At 47.8% G+C, this 15,021-nt stretch carries 9 protein-coding genes and 1 pseudogene; 3 read left to right on the top strand and 7 right to left on the bottom strand.

What is annotated here, in order from left to right; genetic code table 11:
* The first annotated feature begins 383 nt into the window (after positions 1-383).
* Together AC1TPC_RS16260 and AC1TPC_RS16265 are read left to right on the top strand one after the other, a co-directional pair.
* Entirely contained in the window at positions 384-1,604 is a 1,221-nt protein-coding gene (locus AC1TPC_RS16260; RefSeq protein ID WP_482067874.1) for an acyltransferase family protein, read from the top strand.
* 151 nt (positions 1,605-1,755) lie between these two features.
* A complete protein-coding gene (locus tag AC1TPC_RS16265; protein ID WP_482067875.1) occupies positions 1,756-1,950 on the top strand; it encodes a sporulation protein Cse60 in 195 nt (64 codons plus the stop codon).
* A gap of 432 nt (positions 1,951-2,382) precedes the next feature.
* On the opposite strand, the gene AC1TPC_RS16270 is transcribed toward AC1TPC_RS16265, so the two are convergent.
* The 4 genes from AC1TPC_RS16270 to AC1TPC_RS16285 are packed head-to-tail and all read right to left on the bottom strand — an operon-like array spanning position 2,383 to position 9,942.
* Complete coding sequence (locus tag AC1TPC_RS16270; RefSeq protein WP_482067876.1) at positions 2,383-3,204, bottom strand: class I SAM-dependent methyltransferase; 822 nt, start codon at positions 3,202-3,204, stop codon at positions 2,383-2,385.
* A gap of 35 nt (positions 3,205-3,239) precedes the next feature.
* Positions 3,240-4,712 carry an SMP-30/gluconolactonase/LRE family protein gene (locus tag AC1TPC_RS16275; protein ID WP_482067877.1) on the bottom strand — a complete coding sequence of 491 codons (1,473 nt, stop codon included), beginning with the start codon at positions 4,710-4,712 and terminating at the stop codon, positions 3,240-3,242.
* Between the two features lie 23 nt (positions 4,713-4,735).
* On the bottom strand, positions 4,736-8,182 hold the full coding sequence (locus AC1TPC_RS16280) for a FecR family protein (protein ID WP_482067878.1): 3,447 nt from the start codon (positions 8,180-8,182) through the stop codon (positions 4,736-4,738).
* Positions 8,179-9,942 carry a CHASE2 domain-containing protein gene (locus AC1TPC_RS16285; protein ID WP_482067879.1) on the bottom strand — a complete coding sequence of 588 codons (1,764 nt, stop codon included), beginning with the start codon at positions 9,940-9,942 and terminating at the stop codon, positions 8,179-8,181. The genes AC1TPC_RS16280 and AC1TPC_RS16285 overlap by 4 nt, the downstream gene beginning before the upstream one ends.
* A gap of 499 nt (positions 9,943-10,441) precedes the next feature.
* Here AC1TPC_RS16285 and AC1TPC_RS16290 point away from each other — a divergent pair, with 499 nt between their 5' ends.
* Complete coding sequence (locus AC1TPC_RS16290; protein ID WP_482067880.1) at positions 10,442-10,852, top strand: DUF4395 domain-containing protein; 411 nt, start codon at positions 10,442-10,444, stop codon at positions 10,850-10,852.
* A gap of 76 nt (positions 10,853-10,928) precedes the next feature.
* Here AC1TPC_RS16290 and AC1TPC_RS16295 read toward each other — a convergent pair whose 3' ends face one another.
* The 3 genes and pseudogenes from AC1TPC_RS16295 to AC1TPC_RS16305 all read right to left on the bottom strand — a co-directional run bounded on the left by AC1TPC_RS16295 (position 10,929) and on the right by AC1TPC_RS16305 (position 15,003).
* On the bottom strand, positions 10,929-11,915 hold the full coding sequence (locus AC1TPC_RS16295; RefSeq protein WP_482067881.1) for a YhdH/YhfP family quinone oxidoreductase: 987 nt from the start codon (positions 11,913-11,915) through the stop codon (positions 10,929-10,931).
* 486 nt (positions 11,916-12,401) lie between these two features.
* Complete coding sequence (locus AC1TPC_RS16300; protein ID WP_482067882.1) at positions 12,402-14,051, bottom strand: extracellular solute-binding protein; 1,650 nt, start codon at positions 14,049-14,051, stop codon at positions 12,402-12,404.
* A gap of 59 nt (positions 14,052-14,110) precedes the next feature.
* Positions 14,111-15,003 (bottom strand): annotated as a pseudogene (locus AC1TPC_RS16305) (carbohydrate ABC transporter permease).
* Between the last annotated feature and the right edge of the window lie 18 nt (positions 15,004-15,021).

Consider the following 15,021-nt stretch of genomic DNA (forward strand, 5'->3'; position numbering starts at 1 on the left):
TTTCAAGCTGCAAAGCGAAAGGCACGTGGATTTCGATCCCATAAGAACATCATCGCGCTCGTATACTTGCTCGCTGGTAAACTTAACTTTTCCATTAAACCAATACTCTAGCGACGGGGCTCCCTTTGCCCCTTTTATACCGGGTTTTCATAGGTTTTCTGGAAGTGTAAAGCAGTCATTTCAGCCTAAATAATTGCTAGTGGCGAAGAGCCAGATACTATAAGCTGTCCTGTTAGGCCGACTAATAAACCTAGAATGACAGGTGTAGTACTGCAATTATATGGTAGTGTTTGGTATTAAGATAAAAAAATGGTATACAATGCACATTTGATTGCGCACCGTTTCATGTTATAGTAAATTTATTCATGAAAGAAGGGAAATAAATGAATAAAGAGACATCTGAAAAAAAGATATTCTATTTGGATGGCATTAGGGGACTCGCGGCATTTGCCGTGGTTATCTCGCACTACATACAAGTATTTTATCCAGCTGCGTTAAATGGAAGACCGCAACAAGCTCATTTTGAATGGGACATCTGGTACGGACATTCTCCGATTAATTTATTTTTTAATGGACAATTTGCCGTTTGTTTGTTTTTTGTGCTAAGTGGTTATGTGCTCAGTGTCAAAATGTTTGAAAATGAGCTCGATAGCGAGACCTTTCAAAAGTTGTTGCATTCCAGCGCCATACGAAGGTACATTCGGCTTGCTGTGCCGGCAGCGGTATCCGTATTGCTTGTTTATTTAGCCATTATTACGAATGCCTTTCATCTCCAAGAAATATGGGGAACAACATGGACGGATATGAAAAAGAACTACTACGCTTTAGATACAAATGTATATACCGTTATTAAGGCTGCTATTTTTGATCCGTTTTTCCGTTTTAAAGCACATCCTTACAATCCCGTCCTTTGGACAATGAGCTATGAGCTATTAGGTTCTTTTTTAATTTTCGCTTTTCTTGCTTTATTTGGACGAGTGAAAAAAAGATGGATTGTGTATGTGGTCTTATCCATTGCGTTTATTCAAACCTATTTTGTCGCTTTTTTGTGGGGAATGCTGCTTGCCGATTTGCTCAAGCACAAATGGGTCCAACGTAAAATAACGGCAGTACTTGTGCTTTTAATGGGGATTTACTTAGGTTCGGCGCCTTATACTCCATTAATCGGGACTATGTACGAACCCATAGAAGTGTGGACAAAAAATATCAATGAATGGATTCAATTTAACATCGATCCACGACTTCTTGCACGAACCCTAGGTTCTGCTATGATTTTGTTTGCTCTGCTTCGTTTAAAAGTGCTGCAGCAGGTGTTTGGATGGAAACCGTTTGTTTATTTAGGACAGATTTCATTTTCCCTTTACCTCATTCATTTCACTTTCCTAAATACGTTCTCCGCATTCCTGTTTAGTAAAGTGATTCATCATTTTAGTTATAATCTTGCCTATGCAATTACGTTTATGGTTTCCATGGTGCCCTTATTTATTTTGTCGCATTATTATATGAAATATATTGATCAAGGCGCATTAAAACTAGCTCGAAAAGTTGAAAAAAGGGATGCGTTAAAACTAGCTCGAAGAGTTGAAAAAAAGATGACCGCATAGATCGGACACATATCCTTAGGCTAACTTTCCCAGTCCTCGCCCGTCCAAGTTGACACTTGCACCTCTCAATGCTATGGTGGACGTCAGAAGGCATTTCGCGACTTTCGCGAGGTGCCTATCTGTCTATCTAGCAAGGGGAGGTGAGACAAACATGATACAGGTTAAGGAGTTTATCGATACAGATACGGTGTTTGCCGAAAAGAGAGCAAATGAGTTTTTGGCGGAGCTGAGCGACGACCAAGTCATTAACATTTGTTACGGATCCATGATTAAAACCGCCACATCCGGCAACGCCTATCAACGCAGCACGATCTTAGTTGTTTATAAGCAAAATAAAGAAAAGTAAAGAAGAAAGCGGGTGATCCCATCACTAAGCCCCGTCAAACTAATCCGGCACCATTGGAGAAAAAGGGGATTGAGGCAAAGGACATTCGAGGCATAAAAAGAGACAAGTGGGAGACCTTCTTCCTCGCCCTCTCTTGTACGGCAACAATCGGTTTATTAGCCACGGCTATCGGATATGCCGTTTATCTGTTCATCAAACAGTAGAAGCAGTTGTGTTGCAGCCGTTATCACTTATATCGTACGGAGGTTAGCCATGAACGACTTTACTAACGATCGATTATATAGGTTAAAGAGTGGAATATTCACAAAACCGTAGTCCTCTCATCCCTTTTCAACAGGAAATAGAAAAGAAGCAAGCAGCATTTGCCCATTTACGGCGCCAGCGACTTGCTTCTTTGAGTTGTCTACTAAAACGACTTTTGTAAAAAGGGCATTATTTCACGCCCAGCCTCATCCGATAGCTGAACATAACCTCTAGCTCTCTGCCTGCAAAATACTGGTCCACGCTGCTTCGGAACGCCTCAATCGGCTTCACAAGCTCCGTTGAGCCAAGCTTAAACACGGCCTGCACGCCGCCTTGGCTGAGCGCTAAGCCAACATAACGCTGCGCATCACATCGTTCCATATTGTGAAATACAATTTGCTTCGAGAAACGGAACAAGCCGCTGTCTCTAATTTGCGTTAAATGCTGTTCCTTGTCCCGCTTGCTTGCTCGGTCCTTCTCCGCAATATTGCTCGCAATGATCGCCTCGCTCCGGTCGATAAGCCGCTTATACTCCGCCTCAACAGACCAATGCAGCGTCGGCGGCCAATCGCAGTCATAGGCTGCAAATACACCCTCCGGTTTAAGAACGCGTGCAAATTCACGAAGCGTGCTGACGGGCTCCATCCAGTGAAACGACTGTGAGCACGTTAAGATATCGACACTCTTCGCTTCCAAAGCAAGCTTGTCAGAGTAGCCTTTGACGAAGGAAATATGCTCTGCATCCGTTAGCTCCGACAGGCGAGAGAGCGCCTTGCCCCTCATATCATCATTTGGCTCAAAGCCAATGATCCGCTCGGCATGCTCGTTCCACACAAAGGAGGATAAGCCCGTGCCGCAGCCGACATCAGCAACAAGGGCTGGCTTCCGGCCCAGGTAGCCTGTCAAAATTTCAACAACTGCCGCAGGTGCCTTTGGTCGATGCTGGTCATAATCATTTTCAAATCCGGAGAAACGATCTACGTTATTTTGCAAGTGGCTTCCTGAAGTCATTTCACAGCCTCCGTTCCTGGTATAAGGAGCTGAGCTCATTGCTGCTCGCTGCTAATAATAATAGCATTGAATTCAGTGTCTTGCGCAATCAAGAACGATGCCGCATCCTCTAAATAGGTTGTCTCTACGTACATGATGCCCTTCTCAATAACGACCGTACGCTTCGCATTGGCTTTAAGCGCAAGCTTCCAATCCTTTTTGGCAAGACGCAATTCCTTCGCAGCAGCATTCCACTTCAATTCTGCTCCCCATGCTTGAAACAAGGCTTTGACAGGCAAATACGTTTTGTCTCCGCTTTTATAAGGCTTTTGTGCGGCTGGAAACTTCACGCGCTTGCCCTCCAGCCAGACCTGAATTTCCTTGCTAGCAGGAAGCAGCTCTGTTCCGGCAATTAATTCGTCTTTTGAATGGATCGGCTTAAGCGCCTTCGCATCAACCGCAACCACCTTTACGCTGTTGTTTAAAGTATCGGCAATATACAGCTTGCCCGCCGCATAAAGCAGCGAGGAAGGCTGATTAAATTGCGCCGCATCTGCCGCCCCAACCTTATTGCCCGGCTTGCTCACGCCTGCAATTGAAATCACTTTCCGATCGGCTTGCACAGCGCGAATACGGTTATTCAGACTGTCAGCAACAAACAGTACGCCGGCAGCATAAGCAAGCCCCCTTGGCCGATTAAATCGCGCTTCACCGCCTGAACCATTCGCAAAACCGCCTGCCATGTAGCCTGTAAGCGAATCGACGGCTGTCGGCTTTCCGGCATAAGTAGTCACTTTTCCCTCATAAATATAACGAATAAGATGATTGCCGCCATCCGCTACGTACAAGCCGCCCTTCTCATCAAACACAAGGCCCATAGGCTCGTTAAAAAGCGCCTCGGCTGCAGCTCCGTTCTTGTATCCGCCCGTTTCATTAACACTCCCAGCAAATGTAGTAGTTACACCCTCTGGCGAAATCATGCGAATAACGTTGTTAAGCGAATCTGCTACGTAAACGTTATCTTTGGCGTCAATCGCAAGACCCGTTGGCGTGTTGAACTGCGCTTCTCCATATTTGCCGTTTTTACTGCCCGCTTTGCCGTTTCCAGCAGCCGTATACACGCGGTCGTTTACGATTTTGCGAACAACATGATTTTCCGTATCGCTCACATAGATGACGCCCTTGCTGTTCACTGCGGAGTCATACGGTTGATTAAAGGCTGAACTGGCCGTCGTCCCATCCAAATATCCCGCGGCGGTTGCCGGAGACGTTACAGGCGACAGTTTTCCATTTTGCCACTTGCTCAATTGATTGCTCCCTGAACTGACAACGATGATGCCGCCATCCGGTGTCGCCGAGAGCCCGGTGGGCTGGCCAATCTTCTCCATGACAAATGAAACTACTGCCGGAGCTAAACTTCCCGTTTGAGCATCATCTGCCGCTGGAGCCGCCGAGACAGACAGGCTTGTTGCAAATAATACGGCAGCAAGAACCGTTCCTGCTGCTAATCGTTTATAATTATTTTTCATTGCGTTCCCCTCCTCTCTGCAAATCACCGGCTTTGAACATAAATTCGAATATATTTGGTATCTATATCCTCTGTCTGTCCCCCTTCATTGAGGGCTTTAACCTTAAAATGAATGCCATAAGTACCAGGCCGTAATTTATCTAATTCCGTTTTTTTGACCGTTAACCTATATTGATCGCCTATCCGTTCTAGATTCAACAAGTCGTTAATCTTTTCAACAACGTATTCAGCATCACAATTTATAAAACAAAAACTTTCAAATTGCAAATCATAGATATGATAATCATAGGTGTTGATCATGATCTTTAAATCCTCTGTACCGATCCAATAATAGTTATTCTGTGAATCAACTGTAGCAACGAATCTTAAATGGTTATTTAGTTTCTGTTTCTTCGTTTGCACGCGATTGCTGTTTTTTGTACGCAGGACATCAGCACTTATGGTGACTTTAATCTCATTGCCGTAAGCAAGAGGTTGTTTTAACGTTATAATTAAATTTTTCCCCTCGATTTCCATGCTTTCGATCTGAGCTTCATAGGATTCTTCGTTGTTGCAGCCCTCTTCTTCCTCATCACAATTGCTGCATACCGCACCCATGCACTCGTCATTGCCGTTGCCACTAAAAGTATCCGTGCTGTTATTGGACCAGAGTGGCAGTCTAGTTATTTCTCTATGATAAAGCTTAATCTCGACTAAATCCGAGAAGTTCCCGGGAGATGGAATCAAATTATTCCAAGCGAGCTCTGTCGTAAATGGCATAACGATTGTGCCAGCATCCCTCATATACACATTTTCCGGAATAAGCTCTGGAGCGACAGGCGAATACCAAGAAGGGTACGCATTATTCGAGTCTAGTACATTAACATCAACAACAATAGGCTCATTTATGGCATAGCCGTTATCGTCCTTTAATGTAATAGACATACGATATTTCCCAGGCATGCGGTATTCATTTTTAAAATAATTAGCTTTAATGATCACGGCAGCCGAACGATCCATCAAATGGTAGAAATATACATCATCCCATGTGAAATCTATCTTACCTTGCTTACATTGATATTCATAACCGTTATGCCCGGTAATCGGTATGTTCTCAGAAGGGCAAACTTGTTCAATTGATATATTAGCTTCGCTTCCCGCTGCTGTTGCTATATCGTAGCCAAGCGTTTTTATGTTGACAACCGCATGATCCTCATCCATGCCAAATCCGTATTGATAGTTAAACTCAAAGTTCTGTTCAGGAAGCTTAAACCGGAAGCCCTCGCCGTTCTGCGCGCTGACTGTCACTTGATCCGCTGCTTGAATGTCATTTGTTGACTTATTTTTTAATTGTCCTCCGCGAACCGTCAAGCGAAGCTTTGAACCATACGCCACAGGTTCAGATAATTCAACAATCAATCGATTCGAGTGCTTGGAATCTACCTTCACTTTCTGAACAATAGGACTGTCTATATATGCTTCTGCTTCAGTCTGATACACCTCAAGGTTAACGACCTCTGAGCCTTCAGCAGGGAATGCTCCATTAACGCCGTTGTAGGCAATCAAAGTCGTAAACGGCAAGATAAACGTTTTGTCATCAATCATGTACGAGTAAAGATCACTATAAAAAGCATTCACATCCAACACCGGCGGTATGGGAACTGGTGTCGGTGTCGGTGTCGGTGTCGGTGTCGACGTTGCCGTCGGTGTCGGTGTCGGCGTCGGTGTTGCCGTCGGCGTTGCCGTCGGTGTTGGCGTCGGCGTTGGCGTCGGTGTCGGCGTCGGCGTCGGCGTTGCCGTCGGTGTTGGCGTCGGTGTCGGCGTCGGTGTTGGCGTCGGTGTTGGCGTCGGTGTTGGCGTCGGCGTCGGTGTTGGCGTTGCCGTCGGTGTTGGCGTCGGCGTCGGTGTCGGCGTTGCCGTCGGCGTCGGTGTTGGCGTTGCCGTCGGTGTTGGCGTCGGCGTTGGTGTCGGCGTTGGCGTCGGCGTCGGCGTCGGCGTTGCCGTCGGTGTTGGCGTCGGCGTTGCCGTCGGTGTTGGCGTCGGTGTTGGCGTCGGCGTCGCCGTCGGTGTTGGCGTTGGTGTTGGCGTCGGTGTTGGCGTCGGCGTTGCCGTTGGCGTCGCCGTCGGTGTTGGCGTCGGCGTTGGTGTCGGCGTTGGCGTCGGCGTCGGTGTCGGTGTCGGTGACGCAGTTGGCGTTGCCGTCGGTGTCGGCGTTGCCGTCGGTGTCGGCGTCGGCGTCGGCGTCGGCGTTGGTGTCGGCGTTGGTGTTGGTGTTGGTGCCGGCGTCGGTGTTGGCGTCGGCGTTGCCGTCGGTGTTGGTGTTGGTGTTGGCTTTGGTGTTGGCGTCGGTGACGCAGTTGGCGTCGGTGACGCAGTTGGCGTCGGTGACGCAGTTGGCGTCGGTGACGCAGTTGGCGTTGGCGACGCAGTTGGCGTCGGTGACGCGGTTGGCGTCGGTGACGCAGTTGGCGTCGGCGTTGGCGTTGCCGTCGGTGACGCGGTTGGCGTCGGTGATGCAGTTGGCGTCGGTGACGCAGTTGGCGTCGGTGACGCAGTTGGTGTCGGTGACGCAGTTGGTGTCGGTGACGCAGTTGGCGTCGGTGACGCAGTTGGCGTCGGTGACGCGGTTGGTGTCGGTGACGCAGTTGGCGCCGGAGCCTGTGTGGCTGACGACGTCACTCCACTGCCGCCGCTACCCGATTGTCCCGTGCTATCCTCAAATATAACGATGTTGTCGGATAACGCGCCTCCAGTCGGCTTCGCAGTCTCCGTTTTCTCTTCCTGCTTTTTCGTATCACTAAACTCTTTTACCTCATTAAGCAGCGTTTTATCAGCCTTCTGATTCTCTTCAAGCAATTTAATAAAATGCTCCAAGCCGATAAGCGGGAGGTCGTGATAATCCAGTTCCTCTTTATCACCCGTCCCCTCTTCATCCAATTGCAGCTGCTCATTCGGAGTGACGATTGTTTCATCTTTTAGCTCTTCGCCATGGTTCGTCTTCACTGCACCTTCAAATACGCCGACATAGGTCTCGTCGTTCTCGTGTGCGACGGTAAACTCGGTACCCATTACGCCCATAATAGCCGTTGGCGTTTCGATCTCGAACCTCGAATCCCCATCAAGCTTCTTATTAATCGTAACGAGCACCTTGCCCTTCAGCAGGCTAAGGCTTGTCTTGCCGCCCAGCGCCTTAGCGCTCTTAACAAGCTCGCTTACAACGAGTGTCGTATTTACGCCGATGGTCACTACTTTATCGCTATCCAGATCCATCGACACTTTGCCGTCACTGCCGGTCACAATCGCGTCGCCCTTCGTTATAGCCATCCCCTTGAAAGCTTTGAACTTTTTGGAACCTCCGCCCTTTTTCACTTCAACTTTACCGTCAACAAGCGTAATTTTTCCCGTTTTATCGGTATCCTTCGCAAAGGCGGAGGTAGGCATAATAAGCCCGATGATGAGCAGCATGATGACAAAAAGCCTGAATGTCTTCATTTTAATCCCTCCAATTCATAGATTGATATGCCCTGCTCTTTTCCTTTTACTTTGATTTCGCCAAGCGACTTGGCTATAATCCGATCCTTTACGACCTGATAAACGGCATCGCTCAAAATAATCTGCCCAGGCTTCGCATTGCTCTCCAGCCTTGCCGATGTATTGACGGTATCGCCGATTGCGGTATAATCCATCCGGCTCTTCGAGCCGATGTTGCCGAAGACGGCAGGCCCTGTATGAATGCCTAGTCCAAACTTAACGCCAAACCCAAACCGTTCGATCAGCTTGCGCTCAAGCGCTGCCGACCCTTCCTTCATCGCCCATGCCGCTTCCACTGCCCGCATTGGATGATCCTCCAGCAGCAGCGGCGCATTAAAAATAGCCATAGCCGCATCTCCAATAAATTTGTCCAGCGTGCCGTCAAACTTAAAAATGCAGTTAGCCGCGAGATCGAGATACTCATTTAAAATTTCAACGATTTCCTCCGGCTCCGCCTTCTCCGAGAGAGGCGTAAAGCCGCGAATATCAACAAATAGCACGGTCAGCTCACGGCGTGTTCCGCCCAGCTGTAAGCCTTTTTCGCCGTTTTTCAAAATCTGGTTCACAACCTCCGGCGCGACATATCTGCCGAATATATCCGTCACTCTCCGCCGCTCCAGCAGCTCCTCCACGTAATGAAAGCCGACGACGACAATACAGCTGATAATCAGCAGCGGGACGACATAACCTATCGAAATAATAAAGCCCTGGCTATATAAGTAGCTGCTCCCGATTACAAACACAACGATGATTGCCGCGACAGCCAAAAAAGAAATGGCCATATTCCACTTCCGAAACAGGAAGTAGGCGAGCGCGGCCGCAATGAGCAGAACGAGCGCATTCCATTTCCAATCGAGCTCATGCTTGAGGTCACCCTCCAGCAGCGCTTGAATAATATTTGCGTGTATTTCCACCCCGTACATGGGGCTCTTTACCTGCAGCGGAGTCGGGTAATCATCCTTAAATGCGGTAGCGTAAGGTCCAATTAGCAATATACGATCCTTAAAATAATCCGCCGGAACGTCGCCGCTAAGAACGGCTGAATAAGGAATCGCTTCATATTGTCCCGACCGCCCCGTATATGGAATATGGAATTGGCCAAAAGCGTCCAGCGGAAGCATGTCCGCATTCACTTGTTTGCCGGAGCGCTCCATGAACATCTTATAAATAACCCAAGATAAACTCTCGACCTGCTCGCCTTTATTAGCGAAACTATACAAGGAATCCCGTACAACTCGGTCACGGTCCGGTATTGTATTGATGTGTCCGACCGTAGCAGCCGCTTCTTTTAGTGCAGGGAACGGCTCTGACATGCCAAGCGCTTCAATCCCTCCCCGCTTAGCGGAGGAAGCGAATGTGCCAAAGACCGGCATGACAACATTACCCGCATTCGACACCGCTGCAATGAGCGCCTCATCAGAGGCGGGATCATCCGCCGATGGTGCCGGAAAGGTAACGTCAAACGCGATGACCGCAGGCTCCCCTTCGGCAAGCGTATCAATAAGCTGCGCGTGCACGCTGCGATTCCACGGCCAACTGCCAAAATCGTTTATGCTTTCCTCGTCAATCGCAATAATCGCAATGCGGGTATCAACTGCGCTTTCCTTCTGCATGAATCGATCCTGAAAAAAATAATCCATCGTATCGAGCGTCCCTCTATACATGAGGAACACTGCCAAAGCCGTCAGCAGCGCAATCATATGTACGAGTTTTATTTTCACAATAACACCCCTCGAATTTGCTGCCCTGCTTTGCATCGTGCTTTCATTCGCCATGGACCCGATCGAAAATTTATCGGAAACTGGAATACAACATATCGTTCCTTGCTCATATTGTTAAGTACGGGCTTCAAGTCGCTTGCGAGGGCATTCCATTCGGAGGTAAGAGGATTTCCTTGAAAATATCCATGGAGGAAGGTATTATCTGACAACTCTTTTTTTAGTGAAATTGTAATTAATCGCTGCGTCAACGCCGTTTCCTCATTCACTGATTAATCTACCTCTTATTATGTAAAATTAGTTCTAAAGTTATATAAATCTATTATATATGAAGAGTGAAAATAATAGAATATTGTCGAAAGTTATCTTGTCATTATTTTTTTTGCTGTTCACGCACCCAAATTCCACTCAAAAATCAAATTTTCCATATTCTATTGCCAAATAGCCTTCCATTCACTACTATTAAATATATAAAATCCAATAAGGAAAGTTGGTTTTGAAAATGAAGGAGATTCCAATTCCGTATGTTCGCAGCAATCAAGCCGGTATCGTCGCCGTCCTGCTCATTGCGATTATCCTGCATTCGCCTTGGCTCGTCGCTGCGCTTTGGATTGTTCAGGTGGCTGGACTGATCTTCGGACCGAAAGCAAATTTGTTTATTATTGTCGCGCGTCCATTTCTCGGTAAACGGATTACGAATGCTCAAACGGAAGCAGCCGAGCTGCAACGCTTCAACAACTCACTCGGTGCAGGGTTCCTCACCTGTTCGCTGCTTAGCTTTACGCTCGGCTGGTCCGTAGCTGGTTATATTTTTGCCGGAATGATGGGAGCGGCTGCACTGAGCGCAATATTCGGATATTGCATTGGCTGCACCCTCTATTATCAGCTCAAGCAATTCCGCGCACGGAGATAAAATAGAAGTTAGCATCATCATTTAAACTATCCGGCTCTGTTATTCGCAGCATCTCATCGAGCATGTAACCCTTTCTTTAAAGCTTAACAACCTTTCTGCCTTTTGACCGTCCTGCTAGTAGAATATCCACCTGCTCGCTCACCTGTTCCAGCTCAATTTCCTCGCACAGCTCGTCCAGCATATGCGGCTTATAAGCGCCGGCCAGCAGCTCCCACATCTTTTTCCGTACATTCATGCCTGCCATAACCGAATCAATACCGATCAGCCGAACCCCTCTAATGATAAAAGGGAATACCGTCAACGAAAGCTCTGATCCGCCTGTTAAACCGCTCGCCGCGACGACACCGCCATATTGGATTTGAGGAAGAAGCGATGACAGCGTCTTGCCTCCGACACAATCAATTGCGCCTGCCCAAAGCTGTCTATCCAGCGCCCGCTTCGTATCAACTTCAAGCTCGTCCCTTGAGAGAATGCGCTTCACGCCTAAACCAAGCAAATATTCATGCTTATCCGGCTTCCCGGTACTCGCCGCCACCTCGTAGCCGAGCTTTGCAGCAATTGCGGCAGCCACGCTGCCTACGCCTCCCGTAGCTCCAGTGACCAGAATAGGTCCATCCTCCGGTCGAACCCCGTTATGCTGCAGCTCATAAACGGATAATGCTGCCGTAAAGCCCGCTGTTCCAAGTATCATCGCTTCTTTCATCGAAAGTCCGCTCGGCAGCTTCAGCGCCCAAGCAGCCGGTATCCGGGCATATTCACTGTATCCGCCAAAATGGCTGACTCCTAGACCGTATCCAGTTGCCACTATCTGATCCCCTGCTTGAAAATTTTTGTCTGCACTTGAAATAACCGTACCAGCCAAATCAATCCCCGGTATAAATGGATAACTTTTCACAATACTGCCATTTCCCGAGCAGGCTAACGCATCCTTGTAATTCACGCTGGAATACGCAACCTGAATGAGCAGTTCTCCTGCCGGCAGATCGTCAACCACCATTTGCTTTGTTTCCGCAATCATTTCATTATCTATTTTATTGATGACAAGCGCTCTAAAAGATGACATACAAGCACCTCCATTTATAGGTTCAAAATAATAAATTGATGATCCAATTGCTGCTTATCGAATAGACTCTATCCAGATAATTCTTCACTTATGCAAACTATAATACGGCTGATCTGGCTCACGCAACCCTCAATTGAAGCTAATCCATCAGGCTTATACCGTCATCTGTCGCATCCTGCCGTGCAGCGCAAGCTAATGATACCGGGACATGCCCAGCCACCTTTCGGCGACATAGAGTGTGAATCTTTCGCTTGTGAAACCAGTACTCTACAAAGTCGTTTTCCCTCTTCTACCTTTACAGTAACAGTTATTGCAATGGATTGCGATATCGCTATTGAACAGAAAAAAGGACGTCCCGGCAGCCTTGCCGCCTCGAGACGTCCCCACTCGGTTTTGGGGCAGCCCGCTTCTTGATCGAAACGGACACGGCCTCCAACCCCGCTGCTGCAGAATGACATTAGCGCATGACGCAAATTGCCATCTGCTTTATTTCAACTTGCTGACGTTTTCTTGCCATTTTTCCGTTTTGTACGCCAACAGCTTTTCATAACCGGCTTTCTGAGCATCTGCCTCCGCCTTATCCAAAATACCAGCTACTTCCTCGTCCGATTTTGCATTCATAACGGCTGCGGCTCTCGCCTTCTCGTAAATATCGAGCACGCTTTGCGCAGCGATACCCGCCTCCGTATCGCCTGCAGGTTCCAGGTTAACGAATTCCGTCGTATTATATTGCGTTTTCCATGTAATTTCGGATTGCCAATAAGTCTCCCAGCTCCGCTTCTCCGCTGGAAGCGTTGATTCGAATTTCGTCTTCGATTTATCCACGTACACCGTATTGCCGTTCCATTGAAAGTTCACAGTAGATGCCATCAGAGCCTCGCGGCCTTCTACATCGCTTGTAAACTTATCGGTGAATAACGGCGCTTCATCCGTATCCGCCCCATCCCAGTACAGACCCTCTGGACCCCACATAATCGTGCGCTGTCCTTCTGGACCCGTGAACCAATCAAGGAACGCGAAGATTGCTTCCGGATCTTTAGCTGCTTTCGTAATTACACTTACATTCCAACCCAGCTGCTTGTAATCGCCAGGGAATATTTTTGTTTTGTCGAGTCCTGCTTTATGCACCGGCCACACCATAATATAGCCTGCGGACGGATCCTTCGCTTTGAGCAGCGCATTCCCCTTTGCTCCAAATTCAGTAGGACTGGAAGCTGCGTACACCGCTATTTTTCCTGTGATAACCTTTTGCTCCACTTGCTCCAGCTTCTGTGTGAAAGAATCCTGCGAGATCAGCTTCTCCCTGTATAATTTGCTTGTATATTGAAGCGCTTCACGGTACACAGGATCGGTAAAGAGGGAAGTAAGCTTATCACCCGACGGAACCGCCATCATCGAACTGTACGAATTAGGACGATTTTCCGCAAAAGCAGATACTAGAATATCAACGCCGCCCGCGGCTTGGCCTACTTCGAGCGGAACAACATCCGGATACTTCGCCTTCACCTGCTGCAGGTAAGCATACAGGTCATCCGTCGTTTCGAGGCTTGGAGAGCCGAGCTCCTCATAAATCTTCTTATTAACCAAGTAACCGGCATTGCCGTTAGGCTGCGTCGTATACCAGTTCGGGAACTGATATAGCTTGCCATCCGGCGAGCGCAGCATATCAAGCGTGGCATCGCCAGCCCATTTTTTCAAATTCGGGTACTTATCCAAATAATCGTCGAACGGGACGAGCATCCCTTCCGAGCGAAGCTTCTCAACATCCGCATCACGCTCCATCCAGATCACATCCGGAAGCTCTTGCGAGACAATCATCGTATTCAGCTTTTGCTTAGCGGCGCCTCCCGAGCTGATCGGCACCACATTCACTTTCTTATTTTCCTTTATCCACTTGGTCGCAAGGTCTTCGCCCCAAGGCGGCATCGTATACCAGTCATAATGTCCATAGAACGAGAATTCAAGCGGCTGCTCTCCCAAAACATAAGAAGCCGGGGCTGTCTCTTGCTGCCCATTTGCAGCTTCCCCCGCTCCGGTATTTCCCCCCTTGTTGTTGCTTGAACAACCCGTCAATACCAATAGGACAACAAGTGTAACTGACAATGCAGTTTGAAAAGCTTTATTAAATGTAGTCATCTCTAAAACTCCCTTCCGCATGTTTATCTATGGTTAAAGCTAACGCCTTGAACCCTTTGCTATTCCTTCATTGAACCAATAAGTACACCCTTCACAAAATATTTTTGCACAAAGGGGTACACGCATAAAATCGGGACGGTAGCCACCATCATCGTAGCCATGGACAACGACTTGCTCGTTACCTGCCTCATCGCATTCATGCGCCCCTGCGCCGCCGAATCCATTTGGGACATCTGCTCGAGCATGATATTGGAATTCAATTTTGCTGAAGCTTCGTTTGAATCGGCAGCAGGTCAATATTGGATATATAAAGGCTTGGTGAAAACCAATCATTCCAGTGATATACGGCAGTAAATAACGACAGCGTCGCAATGACCGGTCCCGAGAGAGGTAGAACGATGCGGAATAATATGCCCCAGTTGCTGGAGCCGTCGATTTGCGCCGATTCCTCAAGCCCGCTCGGAATGCCCATAAAGAACGTCCGGAATATAATCATATTCCATACGCTGATAATGCCCGGAATGACCATAACCCAGAACGAATTCATCAAATGAAGCTCACGAATGAGCAAGTAGCTTGGAATCAAACCGCCGCTAAAGTACATCGTCAGTACACAAAAGATCATATAAAACTTTTTGCCGACCAAATTGCGCTTAGTCATGCCGTATGCGAAGATTGCCGTAGCGGCGATGGATGATACGGTTCCAGCAACCGTTCGAAGAACGGAAATGATAAAGCCGTCGATCAGCCGCTTATCCTTGAACACAACCTCGTAATTTTCTAAAGAGAACACGCGCGGCCAGAATGTAACTCCACCTTGCATCGTATCGGTTCCCGCATTAAAAGAGACAACCGCAGCATTCCAAAAAGGATAGAAGGCAGTAAAGCCCAGAACAAACAATAAGAGATAGATGACTGTCATAAATGTTTTGTCGCCTAAGGATAGTTTCATCGTTTTGCCTCCCTCTTT

This window comes from Paenibacillus sp. Y280 (assembly GCF_056786335.1).

What these genes read in the sequence shown, in the direction of transcription:
- AC1TPC_RS16295 (WP_482067881.1), bottom strand. Translation starts at nt 11,915, where the DNA reads ATGTCATCTTTTAGAGCGCTTGTCATCAATAAAATAGATAATGAAATG.
- AC1TPC_RS16265 (WP_482067875.1), top strand. Translation starts at nt 1,756, where the DNA reads ATGATACAGGTTAAGGAGTTTATCGATACAGATACGGTGTTTGCCGAA.
- AC1TPC_RS16280 (WP_482067878.1), bottom strand. Translation starts at nt 8,182, where the DNA reads ATGAAGACATTCAGGCTTTTTGTCATCATGCTGCTCATCATCGGGCTT.
- AC1TPC_RS16275 (WP_482067877.1), bottom strand. Translation starts at nt 4,712, where the DNA reads ATGAAAAATAATTATAAACGATTAGCAGCAGGAACGGTTCTTGCTGCC.
- AC1TPC_RS16260 (WP_482067874.1), top strand. Translation starts at nt 384, where the DNA reads ATGAATAAAGAGACATCTGAAAAAAAGATATTCTATTTGGATGGCATT.
- AC1TPC_RS16290 (WP_482067880.1), top strand. Translation starts at nt 10,442, where the DNA reads ATGAAGGAGATTCCAATTCCGTATGTTCGCAGCAATCAAGCCGGTATC.
- AC1TPC_RS16270 (WP_482067876.1), bottom strand. Translation starts at nt 3,204, where the DNA reads ATGACTTCAGGAAGCCACTTGCAAAATAACGTAGATCGTTTCTCCGGA.
- AC1TPC_RS16300 (WP_482067882.1), bottom strand. Translation starts at nt 14,051, where the DNA reads ATGACTACATTTAATAAAGCTTTTCAAACTGCATTGTCAGTTACACTT.